The organism is Acidobacteriota bacterium (assembly GCA_018001935.1).
Lineage (GTDB): Bacteria > Acidobacteriota > JAAYUB01 > JAAYUB01 > JAAYUB01 > JAGNHB01.
The window spans coordinates 1-18,881 of record JAGNHB010000025.1; the positions used below are offsets into that span (position 1 = coordinate 1).

Sequence of the window (18,881 nt, forward strand, 5' to 3'; positions counted from 1 at the left end):
GCTAGTCAAGAGGGAACTTGATATTGCAAGAATGATTTGTGAGGTGACCCCGGGCGTTCCGCGAGCTGATAGCCCGATCAGGGCGGGGTTAGATCATGCCAACTTTTTCCCTTGCGAAAGTGCTGGCAGGGCTAACCCGGGCGTCGCGGCGAGAGGGTGTGCGGTTGGAGATGGTTCGGGTGTAGATGGAGGATGACAAGATGAGCATCCCAACCCCGGCAGGGGTTGAACGACGGTGGCGAACTCACCCGCCGCATTCCGATCGTTCCAATCCCGGAGGGATGCCGGACCTGAGCCGGGGGCGGCCGCGGCGGCGGCAGCCCCCGGTCAGGCGATGATTTAATCCGGAGGCGCCCCAGGGCGCCGTATTGGTTTGACGCGGATGATTGGGATTTTCCCGTTGCGACCCTTCAGGCCGCCCATCCGATCAGGACGGCGCTTTAAACCCCAGGCCGTTGGCCTGGGCTAAGGGAGGTTGCGCCGTTGGCGCAAGCAAAATCCTGACTGTTTCGTGACAATTCCATGACAACCGGCGTTCCCCAAATGTTTATCCTGATCCTGTGGTAGAGTATCAGGGGAAACAAGCCATGCATTACAGAATCGTACTGTTCATCCTGGCGTTCATCGGATGCGGGACGATTTCGATTGGGGCCGATTGGGAGCAAGTCCCGCTGACCCCGGCCGAACGGGCCCAATTGAAATACTTCTTCCGGGACTTCCTGCACACGCTGTTCGTCGAGGGGAAGGCCTGCCGGGTCCTGGAATCCCCTTGGATCAGGGCCCCAGAAAACCAGGCAGAGAGGAATCTAGACCTCTTGCATCTGGCCAAATATAGAAAAAATATTAAGTTACGCTCTCGGATTCTCAATTGCCTGGGGTTCCGATTGTATTATCTACATCTTATGTGTCTCTACGGGACTTGGCCTGAGTATCCAGGCGACGCCGTGCTTGTCACTCTCGACCAGGTGATGAACTCACCAGGATTTCGGATGGGCTATACATACCGACTATTCCGGGAAAGGGAACTCGAGGAATCAGAGGATGAACAAGTGCTGATAAGGGCGTTGAGAGCACTGGAACCGATCCTGGACGAGGTGGAACGTCGGCTTCGAAGGTTTTTTCCACAGGAGGGTCTTATAAAAAACCTTTCGGAATGCATCGAGAAATCAGAGTATTCCTGCACCCTGATGGAAGGGAGGAAATACTATCGAATTCAGCTCTTCCCTGGTGACAAGTGTCACCTCATCTGTTGCAAGCGCAAGAACACTTTGAAAATCGTAGGGGTCATATGTGAATGACCTGCGGGGTTGACCTCGTCTTAAAAAAGGGACCAAGATCCTGATGAAATGGACTCTGCGATTCTCTGCGTCCTCCGCGGTTGGATCCAGCGCGTCCTTCGAAAACCTGCACGACACCGTTCACCTGGCCGGAAATGAAACCGGGGCGGTTCGCCCGCCCCGGTCTTTCCCCTGTTCGTGTATTTCGTGTGGTTCGTGGTTGATGATCTTACGCCGAGCGGAACCAGCGGATCACCTCGGCGAAGGACGGCCGCTTGCCGTACATCAGAACCCCCACCCGGAAGACCTTCGCCACGGCCCACATGGTGAGGAAGAGGAAGGCCACGCTGAGCACGATGGAGAGCCAGATCTCCCACCAGGGCGGCGTCTGCACCATGACCCGCATCAGCATCACCAGGGGCGTGAAGAGCGGGACCTGGGAGACGATGCGGGTCAGCATGGCGTCGGGGTTGTTGATGAAGAACATGGTGAGGACCATGGGGATGATGATGGGGATCATCACCACCGACTGCAGGTTCTGGGCGTCCTCCTCGGACGAGCACAGGGAGCCGATCCCCAGGAACAGGGCCGAGTAGATGAAGTACCCCAGGACGAAGAAGATGATGAAGTAGAGCAGGTAGATGGGGTTGAAGTTGGCCAGGGTCTGGGCGATGTTGGGGTCCAGGGTGGCGGCGGACACGGCGGAGTAAACCAGCATCCCCAGCATGCAGAGGGCGTAGACCCCCATCTGGGTCAGGCCCACCATCCCGATGCCCACTAGCTTGCCGGTCATGATCTGCCGGGGTGTGAAGGTGGAGAGCAGGATCTCCATGATGCGGGAGGTCTTCTCCTCCAGCACGCCGCGGAGGTTGGCGATGCCGTAGATGATGAGGGCCATGTAGAGGATGAAGACGAAAACGAAGGTCATCATGAAGGCCGAGAGGAACCCGCTTTTCTTGGACGCCCCCCCCTTCTCCACCTGGCTGGTCTCCAGCGGGAGCGAGCGCACCCACTGGCGGATCTGCTCGCCCGTGGCCGGGATCTGGTTTCGCTCCAGCCGGTCCTTGAGCACAATGGGGTCGATGGCGTTCTGGATATCCCTGAGCAGGTTGATGTTGCTGACGCTCTTGCCGAAGTACTCGATCTTCTCGGGCTCCTCGAGCTGCTTCGGGATCACCACGCAACCCTCGAACTCGCCGTCGCCGATGCGTTTCTTGATGCCGTCCAGGACCGTCTCGAGGGTCTTGCCCGGCGGGACGGGCACGAGGGTCGGCGGGGCGTAGCTCCCCCGCGGCTCGGTTGGGGTGCTTCCCTTGCCCTCCGCCGTCTTCCCGGCCCCGGGTCGGGCGGTCAGGTTGAGGGCGAACTCCTCGAAGGATTTCCCGCTCAGGTCGATGACGGCGATCCTGACGTCCTTCTGGAGGGAGACGCGCCCCAGGAAGGCGGGCAGCACCGTGAACCCGAGGATCATCACCGGGAAGAGGACGGTGGAAATCCAGAAGCTCTTCTTCTTGACCCGCTCCAGGAACTCCCGCCGAATGATTTCAAACGCCCTGATGTTCACGTTCGCCTCCGCTCACGAGATCGATGAAAATGTTGCGCAGGGTGGGCTCCACCACCTCGAACTTCCGGATGTCCAGGACGCCCACCAGGTCCTTCAGCAGGCGCTGGGGGCTTTCGCCGGCCTTGAGGCGGACTTCGGCGTAGTTCTCGTAGAGGTCGATCTTCTCCACGTAGTCGAGGTCCCGGACTTTCGCCAGTTCCCCCGTGCCCTCCACGATGATGGAACGTTTCCCGTAACCCCGCTTGATGTCGCCGAGCGGGCCGGAGACCACGGCCTTGCCGTGGTTGATGAGGCAGATGGCGTTGCACATCTTCTCCGCCTCCTCCATGTTGTGGGTGGAGAAGATCACGGTGGTGCCGTTGCGGTTCATCTCCAGAACGGCGTCCTTGAGGACCTGGGTGTTGATGGGGTCGAGGCCGGAGAAGGGCTCGTCCAGGACCAGGAGATCGGGCGCGTGAAGCACCGCGGCGATGAACTGCACCTTCTGCTGCATCCCCTTGGACAGCTCCTCCACCTTCTTCCGCTGCACCCCGGGCAGTTCCATCTTCTTGAGCCACTCGGCGGCGCGTTTCTTCGCATCGGCGGTGCCCAGGCCGTGGGAGCGGCCAAAGAAGACCAGCATGTCCAGGATCTTCATCTTGCGGTAGAGGCCCCGTTCTTCGGGGAGGTAGCCCATCCGGTCGCGGACGGCGGCGCCGATGCCGTTGCCCAGGACCCGGACTTCCCCCTCGTCGGGAAGCAGGATGGACATGATCATTCGGATGGTGGTGGTCTTGCCGGCGCCGTTGGGGCCCAGGAGCCCGTAGATCGTCCCCTTCTCCACCGAGAAGGAAACGCCGTCCACCGCGGCCACCTTGCCGAAACACTTGCGGATCGATTTGAGTTCCAGGACCATTCGCGTCCCCTTTCAAACGATTGTCGGGAGCATTGTACGGAGAAGCCTGGGGATTGTTTCAGGAAAAGGCTATAGGCTGTAGGCTGTAGGCTGTAGGTCCGGAAGGGTTCCCGTTGGCCTCGGAATCGGTATCGGTATCGGTATCGGTATCGCTGTCGCCATCGGTATCGGTATCGCCATCGGCATCGCTGTCGCCATCGGCATCGCTGTCGCAAGCGGCTCCGCCTCTTCTGCGGAGTGCGGCGCGAAGGCTGCCGGAGCGCCGCTTTGATCGCGCCGCGCAGGCTGCCGGAGCGGCGCGGCCCCAGCGCAACCCACGCAGCTGCAAAAGAATGAAACACAGGCGTGCAGGCACGGGGGGGGGAGGGTGCGAGCTTTAGCCGGCGTGAGGGCGCCGTGATGAAACCGAGGCGCGAAGGGACAAAGGGACAGGCCGGGCCGAAGGAGCAGACGGCGCTGACGGGGCCTGCGACACAAGCAGGCGCTTCAGCGGTCTTCCTTGGCGGTCTTTGCGCCTTGGCGAGATCAATGTCCGGTTTTACTCTCGCCAAGGCGCAAAGACCGCAAGGAAAAGTGGGGCGCTGTATTTCGTGGTTCCCTTTCCGGGGAGCTCATCGATCGGCCGGCCGCTCTCCCCGGCACTTGACCAGGGCCGCCGAGAGGCGGGGCAGGAGCGCTTCCAGCCGACGGGAGAGTTCCTCCTCGTCGCAGGAAGGGTCGAAACGCAGCCGGTGGTAGCCTTCGCCAAAGGCCTCCAGGAAACCGGCCGGGCAGGACTCCGCCAGACGAATCCGCCCGAGAAATTCCCGGAAGGTCTCTCCCCGTGCCCGGCGGTAGCCCGCCCGGGCGCACGCCCGGAAAAACCGTTCCCGGACCCGGAGGGCCAGGAGGTGGACCCGGGCTTTCCGGCCCCCGAAGGCACGGGCCACCCGGCGGAGAAGCCGGAAGAGCAGCACGCCGGCCGCCGCGGCCACGGGGGCCAGGACCAGGGGCAGGAACCACGCGGGCGCTTCGGCGTCGGCTCCCGGGGTGACCAGCCCCCACAGAGCGGTGAAGAACTTCTCGACGCCTTTGAAGACCGATTTCAGCCACTCGCCCGCACTGCGGAAGTTGCTCCGGACCCAGGCGAAAACCTGGGTCTGGTCCGCGAGGTCGTAGTTGACGATCTGGCTGATCCAGAGGAAGTGAACGTACTCGAGCAGGTTCTCGAAAAAGGCCAGGAACCCCGACCGGACCCGGAAGGGCACCGAAGGGGTCGGGTCGAGCTCCACCCACCCGACGCCATGGAACCAGGCTTCCACCCAGCTGTGGGCGTCCTTCTGGCGGACGATGAAGGTGTTGTTGATGGGGTTGACCTCCCCCGCCTGGAAGCCGTTGACCAACCGCGAGGGGATGCCCTCGTAGCGGAGCATCAGGGCCAGGGTGGAGGCGAAGTACTCGCAGTGGCCCATCCGCATGTCGAAGAGGAAGAATTCCACGGGACGCCGGCCCGGCGGGCAGGGGCTCATCTCCAGGGAGTAACGGTAGTTGTCCCGGAGGAAGCGGGTCAGCGCCTGGGCCTTGGCCCACGGGGACGGGGCGTCCCGGGTAACGCGGTCCGCGAGTTCGGCGATCCGGAAGGAGTAGTTCCGGATTTCCAGGGTGCTGGGGAGGTAGAACTGCTCGGTGTCGACGGGCGGGGTTGCCTCCAGTTCGGCCGGGGTGGGGCGCCGGATGTCCGAGATCGCCGTGTAGCGGAACTTGTCCGGGTTGACGCGCAGGGTCCGGATCACGTCGCTGTTGAACACGATGGGCCCGACCTCCCACGAGACGCTGTGCGGGCGGAAGGCCAGGAAAACCGTCTGCGTGCCCATGGGCTCGAGGTAGAACTCCTGGCGGAGGAGTTTCTCGCGGCGCCGGGTGTCCGCCACCCGGTGGAATTCCCCGGGGCGCACGTTCGACACCAGGACCGGCTTGCGCCAGGAACTCCAGTTCCAGCCGTCGAAGCGGTCGAGAGCGATCCCCCGCCACTTGAGGTCGGGGGGGAGCTGTTCCGGCGGGAGCTCCGTCCGGACGCGCATGACCACCGCCTCGCTCTGCCGGATGGAGGCCGCCTCCCCCAGGCGGGTGGTCTCGGTGAAGCCGGATTGGGCGTTGTCGCGGAGGAGGTCCCACTGAAGGACCCCGAAAGCCAGGCGGGGAAGCCCGAGGAAGAGCGGGACCGCCAGGGCGACGACGGCGACGAAAGTCGCCAGGCTCAGGAGCACCAGGCGGCGGGACCGAACGGGGATCTCCAGGTCGGAGAGGACGGGGACCTCCGAGAGAGGGGTCTCCCCTTCCCCGGCCTCCGGGCGAAACCGCGCCGAGGCCGCCCGGATCTCCAGCAGCATCAGGGTCTGGACGCCCGCGACGAAGAACCATGCCGCAAAAAGCAGGAACCAGAGATCGAACGTGTAAAGGCTGGACAGGAGCAGAAACCCCAGCGAGAGCGCCGCGACGTAGAGCAGGTCCCGGGCCCGGCGGGGCCGTGCCAGTTTCAGCGCCACGATGACCATGGTCACGTGGGCCAGGGCCATGATGAAATCCCGGGAGAGGACGGCGGTGTCCGCCAGGTAGAGGGAGAGGATCAGGAGCGACCCGAGAAGGGTCCGCCACACGGATTCCCGGCTTTTCGGCGGATGGGTGAACCGGGGCGAGGCCATCACGAAAACGAGGTAGGCGAGGAAGATCAACCCTTGGACGATCCCGAGCCTGCCCGTGAGGAGCAGGGGCAAAAACCCGGCGAGGACCATCTGGCAGGCGGCGAGGCGGAAGCTGGTGGCGTACCTCACAGCGCCCCCATGTCCACATGGATGTCGATGCACCCGGCCAGGGCGCCGAAGGCCCCGGGCGGCCGGAAGGAGACCAGGATGTAACGCTCCTGGATCTCGTGGCCCGCCGCGGAGAGAAAGACGGGGGAGTTGAACGGGTGGGCGGGCTCCGTTTCCGGCGGAGGCGCCATGCGGGCCAGGGCCAGGCGGCGGAGGAGGGCATCGTCGTCGCTCTCCGATTCGGGTTCCCCTTCCCCGGGGTGGCTGAAGGCGATCTCCAGGAGATTGCCTTCCCCCTTGGATTCCAGCGTGAGGTACGCGAGGATGGACAGGGCCTTCTCGAAACGCGCGGAATCCCGCCCTTCACCGGTTTCCTCCCCGCTTTCCCCCGGGGCGGCCTGGTCGAACAGGACCCGGATACGCTCCTTGCCGTCCTTGGTGAAATCCCGGGTGATCAGCCGGCCGATGCGGGCGGACACCTTCCAGTGCACCAGGCGGATATCCTCCCCGTCCACGTAGTCGCGCAGGGCGTAGATCTCCGAACCGGGCCCTTTCCGGTCCGTGGGCTGGTCCTCGAGACGTTCCTCGATGATCCGCTGCACCTCGTCCGGCTCCGCCGGGTTGGGGTAGACGATCAGTTCGCCGTTCCCCTCCAGGATGCGGGTCTTCCGGAAGAAGCCGAAGGGGAAGGCCGTGCCCAGCTCGATCTCCTGGATCCGGTAGAGGCCCCGCCGGTCGAACCGGACCGGGAACGTGAAGGCGGCCGTGAGCCGGGGGCCGATGGCGGGGGCATAGACCCGGCTGCGGACCAGGGGGACTTCCCGCGGCGCCCGCCGCTTCCGGGCGAGGCGTGGCTGCCGTTTTACCGGCGCGGCCGGGACGCCCGAGAAGGTCTCGTTGAAGAGGCGGCACTCCACGCCGATGGAGAAGGACGCCGCGAAGCGCTTCCCGTTGACTACGGTCAGGCGTCCGACCACGCTCTCCCCGGCAAAGATGACGTCGGGGAAATCGAGGGCGATCCTGACGTTGCGCAGCGAGACCCGGGAGACGATCCCCGACACCACGATGGTGGCGATAAGGAAGGAGAGAACGATGTAGAGGAGGTTGTTCCCCGTGTTCACCGCGGCGAGCCCGAGGAGGAGGACCATCAGGAGGAAGATCCACCCCCCGGCGGTCACGCGGAAGCGCCCGGGAAGCGAGGAGCCGTGAAAGGCGTTCCGGTAGAGGACGGGCAGGAAAAGGACCAGCTCCGCGATCAGGATCAGCATGCCCGCCATGGACAGCATCATCCCCGGCATGCGCAGGCCGGTCCGGAAGAGGTGGGTGGCGACCCTGAAGAAGAGGATCGTCAGGCCGAGCAGGACCAGGGACCAGAAGAAGGCGTGGTCCTTCTTCCGGGGGGCGGGCTCGGCGATCGGCACCTTTCGCGACATGGACGATCATCCTCCGGGAAGGAGACAGGAGGCAGGCCCCCGGCCGGTCCGTCGCTTCGCCTGCCCTTCAGGGCACATCGACACGCGCCCGCCCCACCCTGCCGTCCGCTCCCCCGACTTCTTTCCCCTGCGGCATCCCCACGACCCCTTTCCGCTCACCCCATCCTCCCTTTCGCCAACTCGGCGATCCGGTAGGCCGCGTCAGGCCGGCGGAAACGTTCCACGTTGCGCCGGAGGCCGTCCAACACCGCGTAGTCCACCTGCTGGAAAAACTGGAGCAGGCTGGACAGACCCTTGACGTTGCGCACCACGATCCCCATCCCCAGCGACTCGATCAGGCGGGCGTTCCCCTCCTCCTGCCCCGGGGTCACCCGGGAGATCACCACGGGGCAGCCGGCGGCCAGCGCTTCGTGGACCGTGGCCCCCCCGGCCTTGGTGATCACCATGTCCGACTCGAGCATGCGGTCGGGGATGTCGGGGCACCACCCGAGGACCTCGAAGTCGCACCGGAGACGCTCCACGCGGTGAAGAGCCCTGCGAATCAGGCGCGGTCGGTCACCCAGGGCCAGGATGACTTTCAGTCTTTCGTTGCAGCCGAGGATGTCCAGGATTCGGAAGAGGTTCTGGGTCCCCAGGTTCGGCAGGTAGAGGAGGGTCAGCGGCCGGTCCCCGGCGGCGTCCGCCTTCTCCCCTTTCGCTTTCAGCAGCCGGACGAAGCGGGGCGGTGTCGGGAAACCGGTGTCGGCGATCCGTTCGGCCGGGACGCCCATCTTCTCCAGGGTTCGTGCCGTCAGGGAATCCGCCGTCATCCAGAGGTCCGATTTCCCCCGAACCCAAGCCCGGTTCACGGTCACCGAGTCCGTCACCATGGTCAGGACCGGGAACTTCCTCCGGGGCCCGGGGGGGCAGAGGTGTTCGACGGCGTCGGCGAAGATGGGGTAGGTGGAGATGACGACGCGGGGGTCGTAAGTGTCGTGAAGGGTCCGGAAGAAGCGTGAAACGACCGGGTGGGACCGGAACCGCCGCTCGCCGAAGGCGTACCGGTCCGTGAGGCGGAAGAAGAGGTGCCAGACCCCCGGCAGCCGGTTGGCGGTGAACCGGTAGAGCCCGCGAAGGAAATGGTAGTAGCGGGGATTGGCGATCTCGAAGGGGTCGAGGACCCGGGTCTGCAGCTCCGGGTACAGTTCCTCCAGGGCGGACCGGACATTGTCCGCCGCACTGAAGTGTCCGTGCCCGAAACGGGCGGTCAGGATGACGGCGTCGGCCATGGCCCTCCCGCCTGCCCTTCCGGACTTCCCGGCTGGATCCCCTGCTCGCTGACCCCCTTGACGTAGAAATCGGGGTCGTTGAGGAAGCTGAGGAAGATCACGATGAACGCGATGGCGGCCTCCACCATGAGCGCCTTGTCGTGGTACAGGTCGTCGAGCTTCTGGTTTCGCTGCTTCTTCACGGGGTCGTCGAAACGGGAGATGAAGAGGCCGTCCAGGCGGCTGCCGGTGCCCGGGCTGGTCACCGAATCGATGCCGCCCTTCTGCACGTACTGCATGGCGTCGAAGACGAGCTTGCGCTGAACCGAGATGTCGGTGAGGTGGTAGCTGAAGATGTGGACGGCGATCCGCTGGGCTTCCTTCATCCCCGCCATGGCCAGGGCGTTGAAGAGGTTCTTCACGGCCGGGTCGTCCAGGGCGGACCGGCGCTTGCGGACGAGCGTCATCAGCACGATGTTCTTGAAGAGCTGAAACAGCCGCTGGGAGCCGTTGAGGGGCGGGGCGGACCGCGCGTGCGGCATGCCGGGGCGGGTCCCCCGGTAGGTGTTGATGAACATCATCTGGAAAATCCCTTCAAAAAAGTCGATGCCCTGAAGGGGGTCCTCGATGTCGATGCGAAGGTCCAGGGTGTTGTCGAGCCGGTCCGCCAGCTTGACCCGAACGGCCTCCGGGGTGTTCCGCGAGAGGTCGAGGAGGCGCCCGATGTAGGAGTAGTAGGTCTCGTCGGAACGCTTGGTCAGCCAGCGGAGACGTTCCATCAGGAACCAGCGGTCGGTTTCGGGGAGGGGTTCCATGCAGGCGTGGAAGAGTTCGTCCAGGCGCGACCAGTCCTCGGCGGCGAAGTCCTCGGGGTTGATGTCCTCGATGTTGTCGTGGAGCAGTTCCGCCACCAGGTCCAGCATGGAAGGCTGTTCGATGGCCCGGGCCAGGAGCGACGCGGCCCGCAGGGGGTGCAGGATGGCGGGGGGGCCCATCTTCCGCCGCTTCTGCCCGTAGACCTTCTCCAGGTAGTCGATGAAGTTCTTGAGGATCAGGCTGTCGCGCTCCGGGAGAGTCTTCTTGCCCAGGATGACGATCAGCACGTTGTCCAGGTCCAGCGGGCGGGCGCTCAGTTGGTAGTTGAGGACGGCGGAAAGCCGGAGAAATTCCGTCAATTCATACAGGGCCATGGTCTCCTCCCAAAGGATTGGTGCCGAATCTCGGGACGGGCCGGGTCCGGGCGAAACCCGGCCGGCGTCAGGGGCCCGGACGCGTCGCGGAAGCTTCGGAGTCCGTCCCCGCCCCGTCCCGCGGGACCCGGGCCAGTTCCTCCCGCAGGTCCTCGATGTCGGAGGACAGACGCTCCAGCCTGGAACTCAGGAAGAGGAGATATCCCAGGAGGAGGACGAAAACGGAGCTGTAAGCGGCAAAAAGCCAGTGATTCACGATAGTTTTGACCTCTCACGGAGTTCGGCCTGGAGGCCCTCGAGGGCGTGCTCCAGTTTCAGCGTCCCGCAGCGGAGGGACACCACGAGCGCCCCGAGGACGGTGCACGCGGCGCAGGCGGCCAGCACCGCGTGGAGCATTTCCGGGGCCATCCCGACGGGTTCGGGGTGCTGACCGCGCCACCAGCGGATGGAGAAGAACACGACGGGGACGTCCAGGAAGGCGATGATGGCGTAAACCGCCGAGAACCGCATCCGGCGAAGGGGGTCCCTCACCTGCCGGCGGAGGGCGAGGTAAGCCGCGTAGAGCATCCACAGCACCAGGGAGGATGTCAGGCGGGGGTCCCACACCCACCAGGCCCCCCACACGCCGCGGGCCCAGATGGACCCCGTCACCAGGACCAGGGTGGCGAAGAGGACCCCGGTCTCGGCCGTGGCCTGCGCCAACCGGTCCAGGGCGGTTCTCCCGTTCCAGAGGTACAGGGCGCTGGCTGCGAAAAGGACGACGAACGCCGCGATCCCGACCCACGCCAGCGCCACGTGGATGTAGAAGATGCGCTGGATCTCGCCCATCGCCCGCTCACGGGGCGCATGGACGAAAACGGCCCACATCGCCGCAACGGCGAGGAGGGCCGACGCGGCGAAGACGGCCAGGTGTCGGAACCGTCGAGGCGTCATCAGAGCAGTCCTTTCTCCCTCATCCAGTCGTCGTTGAAGATCGTGGACAGGTACCGGGCCGCGCCGTCGGGGAAGAGGGTGGCGATGCGGGCGGGGCGCCCGAGACCCCGGGCCACTTCCAGGCAGGCCCAGAGCGCGGCCCCGCTGGACCCCCCGGCCATGATCCCCTCCTCGCGGGCCAGGCGTCGGGCCATGAGAAAGGCGTCCCGGTCGGTGGCCTGGAGGATGTCGTCGATCCGGTCGAACTCCATGCAGCCGATGATGAACTCGTCCCCCAGGCCTTCCAGGAGATACGGCGCCGAGGGGGGAACCTTCCCCGTGCGGAAGTACCCGGTGTAGACGGACCCTTCGATGTCCACGGCCACCACCCGGATCCGCGGGTCCTGCTCCTTGAGGAAGCGGGAGACCCCGCCGCAGGTGCCCCCGGTGCCGACCCCGAGCACCACATAATCGATCCGGCCCTCCATCTGCTCCCAGATCTCCGGGCCGGTGGTGTGGTAGTGGGCCTCGTTGTTCTCCCGGTTGTTGTGCTGATCGGGAAAGAAGCAGGAGGGGGTTTCCCGGGCCAGGCGGGGCGTGATGTTGTTGTAGCTGTCGGGGTGCTCCGGCGGCAGGGAGGTGTCGGCCTTGACCACCTCCGCCCCCAGGGTCCGGAGGAGGTTGAACTTCTCCATGCTGATCCGGTCCCGGACCACGACCCGCAACCGGTAGCCCTTCTGTATGGCCACCATGGCCAGACCCAGGGCCGTGTTGCCCGAGGAATTTTCGAGGATGACGTCCCCGGGCTTGAGCCGTCCGTCCCGCTCCGCCTTCTCGATCATGTACTTGGCGATGCGGTCCTTGCTGCTGCCCATGGGGTTCATGAAATCCAGCTTGGCGAAGATGTCGCAGCCGCAGCCCTCGGTGATCCGGTTGATCCGGACCATGGGCGTGGTCCCGATGCAGTCCACCACGCTGTTCCGGCACCGGCGTCTTCGATCCCACATATTCGGCATGTTCGAACTCCCGAAAGAGTGTTCGGCAAAGGGATACCTTAGCCTATCCGGGGGAAAAAGGCAATCACAAGAGGGGGAAGACCGCGAGGCCGGCGGCGGAACAGGCCGTCAGGGAGAGGAAGAGGGCCATGAAGAGGCCGATCCCCACCTCCGGGACGAATTGGCGGATCTGCTCCAGCACCCCTCACCTCAGAGGAAGATGACGCCGGCGTATCCCACCACCGCGGCGTAATCACCGGAGACGTCACCCGAGTTGGCGTACCGGACGAGTTCTCCGCGCGTGGCCCCCAGCGCGCGGCAGGCCTGCATGACCACCACCGCGGGCGCGTATCCGCACATGGAGATGGCATGCTCCGTCACCACCCGGAAAAGGCCCTCGGGATCCAGGGCCTTCATGCGGTCGATGGCCTTCTCGTCCTTCTTCCGTGCGGCGGTCGCCGACTCGTAGTGGGTCATGTCGGAACTGGCCACCAGGAGGGTCTCCGGTTCGGCCTCGAGGACCCGGGCGATGCTGTCCCCCAGCTCCAGGAGGGACCCGAGCCGACCGCTCCCCACGCAGACCGGGACGAACCGGATCCCCGGGGCCAGGTGCTGAAGGAAGGGGAGCTGCACCTCGAGGGAGTGTTCCCGGGCGTGCGCGGCCCCGTCCTCTTCCAGGAGCGGGCATTCCTCCTTCAGGCGCCGGGCCAGGGACGACTCGATCGGGACCTCCCCGAGCGGCGTCGCCCAGGCCCCTTCGCTCTGGACGGCGAAAGGGGCCCCCCTTCCCGTGTGGTTCGGGCAGAGGACCAGGGCCCGCTCCGGGATGCTCACGGCGGCGTAAACGGCCCCCGCCACGGGGCCCGAGTAGACGTAGCCGGCGTGGGGGGCGACGAGGCCCTTCACGGCGCGCTTGTCGGTTGTTTGCGGCACCAGGCTTTCGAGTTCCCGGCGCAGGGATGCGGCGGATCCGGGGTAGAACCGTCCGGCCACGGCAGGCATCCGGGTGTTCATGGGAAACCCCCTGGAGAGGTTATTAGGCTGAAGGTGTTTCGGCTGAAGGTATCGGTCAGATTCCTGCTCACTCCACGCAGTAAAGAGGACGGTCGGCTCGGCTGGTGTGAGAGGCAGATCAGCCCGGAGAACAAAACCAAACCGAAACCGGGAGCAATGGAGAAACTGAAAAGCGAACCATCGTGCCGTTTTCTCCCCTTCAGCCTATCTACCTTCAGTCTTCAGCCTATTCTATGCCACATTCCGCTTGCACTCAACGCCTTTTTCTCTTATGCTCCGCGTGGTGCACGCGCCGGATTTTCATCGCAGTGGAGAACCCCGTGAAACAGCCCGAGAAGATCGGGAAATACGCCGTTCTTGAGATCCTCGGGCAGGGGAGTTCCGGGGAGGTCTACAAGGCCTTCGACCCCGTCATCGAGCGCTTCGTCGCCCTGAAGATCATCCGGACCGAGATCCTGGAACAGCCGGGGATGCTCCAGCGGTTCAAGAAGGAGGTCCAGGCACAGGGCAAGGTCATCCACCCCAATGTCGCCGCCATCTTCGACGTGTCTTACTTCAACGAACGCTACGTGATCATCATGGAGTACATTCACGGGAAACGGCTGCGCGAGGTCATGGAGATCGAGCGCTTCGTCCCCCTCCGGCGGTTCTACCGGTTCTCGAAGCAGATCTGCAAGGGCTTGGCGTGCGCTCACCGGCAAGGCATCGTCCACCGGGACATCAAGCCCGAAAACATCATGATCACCCCCGACGACCAGGTCAAGATCATGGATTTCTCCGTGGCCAAGCTGGCCTCCTCCCCCACCCTCCCCGGCAGCAACTTCCTCCTGGGGAGCGCCCACTACATGTCGCCCGAACAGGTGATGGGCATCCCCATCTCCCACCAGGCCGACCAGTTCGCCGTGGGAATCGTGTGCTTCGAGATGCTGGCGGGAAAGAAACCGTTCACCGGGGACACCATCGCCGACACCATCCTGAACATCACCAAGAAAGACCCTCCCGCCATCCACGACATCAACCCCATGGTGGACGAGGGACTCGACCGCATCATCCGGAAGGCCCTCGCCAAGGACGCCTCCGCCCGCTACCCTTCCATTTCCCACCTTCGCCGGGCCATCCGGGAACACCTGTCCGCCATGGAACCCAACCTCGTCGCCGACGACGTCGAAGAAGACTGATGCGCCCGCAGCCGGTCGTAAAAAGAGGATACGCAGGGGCGGATTGAATTCAGGGAGGAGGCCAGGATGCAACAGACCCAAACCCCGGACTACCCGGAACGCTCCAGTTTCACCGCGGCGCTGGTCACCGCGGGGGTCCTGGCGGTCCTGGGCTTCGCCCTGCCGGTTCTCGTGGGGGAACGGCTCATTTTCCTGAACCTCGAAGTGTTCAAAAGCGGCTCCCCGGTGCCGGGCATCCTGAAAGTGCTCCTGCTCTACCCCCTGCTGGCGGGGATCTTCACCATCGTGGTGGGGGCCGTCGCCCGGGGCGTGGCCCGCGCCGTCACCCTCCTGGGGCTCGGCCTGCTCACCGTCGCCCTGCAGATCGTCGGCGCGTCGGAGTTCTCGAATGCCTTGATGCCCGGGGTGGCCCGCCTCCCTGGGGACGCTCAGGCCACCCTCCTGGTCATGCTGCTGGGGTTTGCCGGGTGGTCGATGCTCTACGCGGGGTCCCTCGTGGCGAGCCTGGCCCCCTCCGGGCGCCTCCCCAAGGTCATCGCCGGCATCGGCGGCGGAATCTTCCTGCTTCACCTGCTGCTTCCGGTCCTTCCCTCCGAAGCGGGAAGCCTCCTGCTGGTCACCCCGGTCAAGGCGCTCTTCCGTGGCGGCGCCGACGGACTCCTGGCGGGCGTGATGGCGATCGTCCTGCTCTCGATGGCCCTCAACGTCACGGCCTCCGTCCTCGGTTGCGTCCTGGCCGGGACCGGCCCCCGCAGTCTGGGGCTGAGCCGGACCGCGGCGATCCTGGCCCGGATCGGGATTTTTCTCCTGCTGCTGTTCCCCGCGGTCATCGCCGCCGTGGCCCCCGGCATCAACACCACGGAGCGGATCGCCACCCTGACGCTCGTCGCCAAGATGCTGTGCTGGAACATCGGAATCTACGCCATCCTTCCGCTGGCCCTCGCGGACCTCCTGTCGACTGTCGCGCTGGCGCCCTCCCGGGCCCGGCCGACCTACCCGGGATACTCCCCGCCCCCTTACACCCGCCGGGGCTACCCGCCGGGGTACGGCGAGATCCCCGCGGGGTGGCCCGAAGTGCAGGCACCGCCGCCCGCCGGCGGGCCTCACCCGCCGATGCCGGGTGCGTGGGCAAATTATGCCCCCACCCCCGGGGGCGCTCACCCCGCCGCACCCCCCGTCCGACCGCCCCACCCGGCCCCGCCGCACGGGCCGGTGCCGGGGGGGTACCCCTACCCGCCCCAGGGGCAGGGCCCTTTCCCGGCGCAGGCGCCCCCCCCGCAGGACCCCCGGGTCGTCGAGCTGAACCGGCTCCTCAGCCGAGGGATGATCACCCTGGAGGAATACCACCGGCGGCTGAGAGCACTCCGGTGAGAAGGCCGGGGGTCACGGGGCCGGGAAGAAATTGACGTCGTTCTTCGTCTTCCAGGCCAGGTCCACGGTACCGGGGGACATCTGACCGATGATCCCCGTCCCGGAGGCGAACCAGACGGACATCGTGCCCATGACGGCGTGCCGCCAGAAGATGTCGGCCTTCCCGTCGCCGTTGAAGTCGCCGACGCCGACCACCTTCCAGTCGAGGTCGCCGATACCGCCCACAAAGAGTGAACTCCGGTAACCGCTTCCGTTCACCAGCCACACCGAGAGCATCCCGGACGCGTCGTTCCGCCAGACGATGTCGGCACAGCGGTCGCCATCGACGTCGCCGAGGCCGTTCACCTTCCAGGCCGCCGGATCGACGGCGCCGAGGGGCACCTGGCCGGTGACGCCGGTGACGCCTACCAACCAGACCACCATGGTCCCCGAGGTCCGGTGCCGCCAGAAGACGTCGGCCCTGCCGTCGGCGTTGAAATCGGCAGCGCCCAGGACGTCCCAGTTGGCGTCGGCGGCACCCCCCAGCGAGAGCACCGACTTGACGCCGAACGCGTTGATCAGCCAGGCGGAGAGGTCCCCCGTGGACGTGTTGCGCCAGAAGATGTCCGTGCAACCGTCGCCGTCGGCGTCCGCGATCCCCGTGATCTTCCAGGGGGAGCCGACGGTCCCGGGCGACAGGCTGCCCGACAGGCCTGAGGCCCCCACCCGCCAGATGGAGAGCGCCCCGGTGGACGAGTTGCGCCACAGGACGTCGGCGTAGCCGTTCCCGTCGAAGTCCCCTGCCCCGGCCACCTGCCAGGTGGTCCCGGAAACCCCGCACAGGAAGCCGCTGCCGATGACGCCGCTGCCGTTGACGTACCAGACCGACAAGTCGCCCGACGTGTCGTTGCGCCAGAGAATGTCGCTCTTGCCGTCCATGTTGCAATCGATGGCGGCCGGTGCGACGGCGCCCTGGAGGGTGAAGTCGCCGGAGGAGATGTCGAAGAAGATGTTCCCCACGGCCTGGACCTTGATCCGGGCCGTGGTGGTGTTCACCGGTGGGACCGTCACGGCCTCGGACCCGTCGTTGGCCGTGGCCGCGGCCAGCACCCGGGGGAAGGTCTGCCCGCCGTCGAAGGATAACAGGATGCTCACCTGGGAACAACTGATCGGGGCGGCCGTGGTGCTGGCCACGTTCCAGGTCACGGTCTGCGACCCGCCGGCCGTCCAGGTGGCGCCCGCGGCGGGGGCGGTCACGTGGAAGGGCCCGGCGGCCGACACCACGGTGACGGTGGTGCTGGCGAAAGCCACCCCCCCGCCGCCCATCCGGTTGTCCCGGGCGGTGAGGCGGAAGGTCATGGTCCGGTCCGTGACGGGGGAAGCTTCCCCGAAGGTGGAGGTGTCGCTCAGGATGTCCGAGAGCTGGGGGAACGTCCGGGAGGGAGACGGGGTCGGGTTGAACGAGCGGAAGATGGGACGGCTCCCGTCGTCGGTGTTGGGCGGGGACTTGGGGCCCAGGTCGAACTCCTCCCAGCAGTAGGTCAGGGGGTCGCCGTCCAGGTCGGTGGCCGAGCCCGTCAGGGTGAACGGCGTCCGGGCGGGGATGGTGTAGGCCGAACCGGCGTTCACCGTGGGGGCATGGTTGCCGGTTGCGGTGGTGACGGCGCAGCTGTTGCCGTTCCCGGTTGTGGAGTAGCTGACGATCTGGTCGAAGCTACGGCCGTGGAAGTAGGGGTCGCTGTGGGGCTGCAGGTCCTCGGCGCCGCAGATCCCGGCGTACGCCATGATGGTGGAACCGCTCCCCGGCTCGTAGGCGGAGGTGCTCGCCCGATTGCCGCTGCACGCGGAGGTGCTGCCGTTGAAGGTGTGGTCGCCCCCCCACTGGTGGCCCATCTCGTGGGCCACGTAATCGATGTCGTAAGGGTCGCCCACCGGCGCGGACGATCCCGTCTCCCCCCGGGCCTTGGACCCCGAGACGCAGGGGACCCGGAGTTGGGCCAGCCCGCCGCCGCCCGTGCTGAAGACGTGCCCGATGTCGTAGTTGGCGTCGCCGATCACCGCGTCCAGGGTGGTCTGGTTCTCGGAGAGGAGGGCGCTGGGGCTGGAGTTGGAGTAGGGGTCGGTGCTGGCGTTGGTGTAGATGACCTGGTCCTCGTTGGCCACCAGGACCATCCGGATGGCCGTCTCCCGCTCGTAGACGCCGTCCACGCGGTTCACGGAGGTGACGATGGCCGCCAGGGCCAGGGGGACGGTCCCGCCGTGGAAGGCCGAGTACTCGCCGGTGGCGCCCACCGCCAGGCGGTAGGTCCGCAGCTGCGGGCCGGTTGATGCACTCACGCCTTCCGGTGCGGTGAGGGGCGTGGCGTAGCGGAACTCGGACTCGTCCACGTGGCACCGCCAGGAGGCCGTGTCGGCCTTGACGAAGTCGCGCTTGTCGTAGCTGATGTAGTGCGTCGTGTCGCCTTCCCGGCAGGGGTCGATGAACACGGCGCCCCGGACACCCGAGAGGACCATGGCGTGGAAGCCCCGGGGCGTCCAGTCCAGCCGGGCCGTGGCGGTGGGGTCGTCGATCCCTTGGGCGGCGAAGGTGCGGATCCCGGGATAGCGTGCCGCCAGGGCCGGTTCCATGATGGGCGAATCCACCACGGCGAAGCGGCCGAAGGACCCGTCCGGCAGGGGGAGCGACAGGATCGCCGCTGCTTCCCGCGCTCCCGGGGCGAACTCCGGCGGGGCCGTGTCCAGGACGGCCATCAGGTGGTCCCGGTCCACGGCCAGCAGTCGGTAGCGGAGCGGAACGATCAGGCGCCGGCCGGCGGATGCCGGGAGGGCCTCCTCGCGGACGTCCGTCCACGGGCCCGCATCGGCGGTGAAATTCGACGTCGAGGCCGCCGCCGCTTCGCCTCCCGGACGGGGGAAGCCGTCGGCGGGCGCCCCGGAGGCAAACACCGCCGCGAAGAGAAGAGAGCAAACCATTGCGATCCCGGTCCTGTTCCTTTCCAGTCCCATTCTGTCCCTCACTTGCAGATTGTCTTGCCTG

14 protein-coding genes are annotated in these 18,881 nt (G+C 65.9%); 3 read left to right on the forward strand and 11 right to left on the reverse strand.

Annotated elements, in window-relative coordinates:
- Positions 1-587: 587 nt before the first annotated feature.
- Positions 588-1,298: a hypothetical protein gene (locus KA419_11055; protein MBP7866479.1), complete on the forward strand. Its 711-nt coding sequence runs from the start codon at positions 588-590 to the stop codon at positions 1,296-1,298.
- A 208-nt stretch (positions 1,299-1,506) separates the two neighbouring features.
- Here KA419_11055 and KA419_11060 read toward each other — a convergent pair whose 3' ends face one another.
- The 10 genes from KA419_11060 to amrB form a co-directional block, all read right to left on the reverse strand.
- Entirely contained in the window at positions 1,507-2,841 is a 1,335-nt protein-coding gene (locus KA419_11060; GenBank protein MBP7866480.1) for an ABC transporter permease, read from the reverse strand.
- Positions 2,822-3,736: an ATP-binding cassette domain-containing protein gene (locus KA419_11065; GenBank protein ID MBP7866481.1), complete on the reverse strand. Its 915-nt coding sequence runs from the start codon at positions 3,734-3,736 to the stop codon at positions 2,822-2,824. Before KA419_11065 ends, KA419_11060 begins: the two co-directional genes overlap by 20 nt.
- A gap of 611 nt (positions 3,737-4,347) precedes the next feature.
- The gene (locus tag KA419_11070) at positions 4,348-6,546 is read right to left on the reverse strand and encodes a DUF3488 domain-containing protein (protein ID MBP7866482.1); all 2,199 of its coding nucleotides are present in this window, start codon (positions 6,544-6,546) and stop codon (positions 4,348-4,350) included.
- Positions 6,543-7,958, reverse strand: coding sequence for a DUF58 domain-containing protein (locus tag KA419_11075; protein ID MBP7866483.1), 1,416 nt, complete (start codon positions 7,956-7,958; stop codon positions 6,543-6,545). The genes KA419_11070 and KA419_11075 overlap by 4 nt, the downstream gene beginning before the upstream one ends.
- A gap of 155 nt (positions 7,959-8,113) precedes the next feature.
- Complete coding sequence (locus KA419_11080; GenBank protein ID MBP7866484.1) at positions 8,114-9,226, reverse strand: hypothetical protein; 1,113 nt, start codon at positions 9,224-9,226, stop codon at positions 8,114-8,116.
- Positions 9,205-10,395 (reverse strand): hypothetical protein, encoded by a 1,191-nt coding sequence (locus KA419_11085; protein ID MBP7866485.1) that lies wholly within the window; start codon positions 10,393-10,395, stop codon positions 9,205-9,207. Before KA419_11085 ends, KA419_11080 begins: the two co-directional genes overlap by 22 nt.
- Before the next feature lie 67 nt (positions 10,396-10,462).
- Complete coding sequence (locus tag KA419_11090) at positions 10,463-10,651, reverse strand: CcmD family protein (protein MBP7866486.1); 189 nt, start codon at positions 10,649-10,651, stop codon at positions 10,463-10,465.
- Positions 10,648-11,328: a cytochrome c biogenesis protein CcsA gene (gene ccsA / locus KA419_11095; protein ID MBP7866487.1), complete on the reverse strand. Its 681-nt coding sequence runs from the start codon at positions 11,326-11,328 to the stop codon at positions 10,648-10,650. The genes KA419_11090 and ccsA overlap by 4 nt, the downstream gene beginning before the upstream one ends.
- Positions 11,328-12,314: a cysteine synthase family protein gene (locus KA419_11100; protein ID MBP7866488.1), complete on the reverse strand. Its 987-nt coding sequence runs from the start codon at positions 12,312-12,314 to the stop codon at positions 11,328-11,330. Before KA419_11100 ends, ccsA begins: the two co-directional genes overlap by 1 nt.
- Positions 12,315-12,512: 198 nt before the next feature.
- The gene (amrB, locus tag KA419_11105) at positions 12,513-13,316 is read right to left on the reverse strand and encodes an AmmeMemoRadiSam system protein B (GenBank protein ID MBP7866489.1); all 804 of its coding nucleotides are present in this window, start codon (positions 13,314-13,316) and stop codon (positions 12,513-12,515) included.
- Positions 13,317-13,636: 320 nt separating this feature from the next.
- Between amrB and KA419_11110 the strand changes: the two genes are divergently transcribed.
- Together KA419_11110 and KA419_11115 are read left to right on the forward strand one after the other, a co-directional pair.
- On the forward strand, positions 13,637-14,494 hold the full coding sequence (locus tag KA419_11110) for a serine/threonine protein kinase (GenBank protein ID MBP7866490.1): 858 nt from the start codon (positions 13,637-13,639) through the stop codon (positions 14,492-14,494).
- 66 nt (positions 14,495-14,560) lie between these two features.
- Positions 14,561-15,865, forward strand: a complete 1,305-nt coding sequence (locus KA419_11115) for a hypothetical protein (protein MBP7866491.1) — start codon at positions 14,561-14,563, stop codon at positions 15,863-15,865.
- 12 nt (positions 15,866-15,877) lie between these two features.
- On the opposite strand, the gene KA419_11120 is transcribed toward KA419_11115, so the two are convergent.
- Positions 15,878-18,817, reverse strand: coding sequence for a hypothetical protein (locus tag KA419_11120; protein MBP7866492.1), 2,940 nt, complete (start codon positions 18,815-18,817; stop codon positions 15,878-15,880).
- Positions 18,818-18,881: the final 64 nt, after the last annotated feature.

Coding starts and splice junctions, on each gene's coding strand:
- KA419_11055 (MBP7866479.1), top strand. CDS start 588: ATGCATTACAGAATCGTACTGTTCATCCTGGCGTTCATCGGATGCGGG.
- KA419_11065 (MBP7866481.1), bottom strand. CDS start 3,736: ATGGTCCTGGAACTCAAATCGATCCGCAAGTGTTTCGGCAAGGTGGCC.
- KA419_11075 (MBP7866483.1), bottom strand. CDS start 7,958: ATGTCGCGAAAGGTGCCGATCGCCGAGCCCGCCCCCCGGAAGAAGGAC.
- KA419_11080 (MBP7866484.1), bottom strand. CDS start 9,226: ATGGCCGACGCCGTCATCCTGACCGCCCGTTTCGGGCACGGACACTTC.
- KA419_11085 (MBP7866485.1), bottom strand. CDS start 10,395: ATGGCCCTGTATGAATTGACGGAATTTCTCCGGCTTTCCGCCGTCCTC.
- ccsA (MBP7866487.1), bottom strand. CDS start 11,328: ATGACGCCTCGACGGTTCCGACACCTGGCCGTCTTCGCCGCGTCGGCC.
- KA419_11100 (MBP7866488.1), bottom strand. CDS start 12,314: ATGTGGGATCGAAGACGCCGGTGCCGGAACAGCGTGGTGGACTGCATC.
- amrB (MBP7866489.1), bottom strand. CDS start 13,316: ATGAACACCCGGATGCCTGCCGTGGCCGGACGGTTCTACCCCGGATCC.
- KA419_11115 (MBP7866491.1), top strand. CDS start 14,561: ATGCAACAGACCCAAACCCCGGACTACCCGGAACGCTCCAGTTTCACC.
- KA419_11120 (MBP7866492.1), bottom strand. CDS start 18,817: ATGGTTTGCTCTCTTCTCTTCGCGGCGGTGTTTGCCTCCGGGGCGCCC.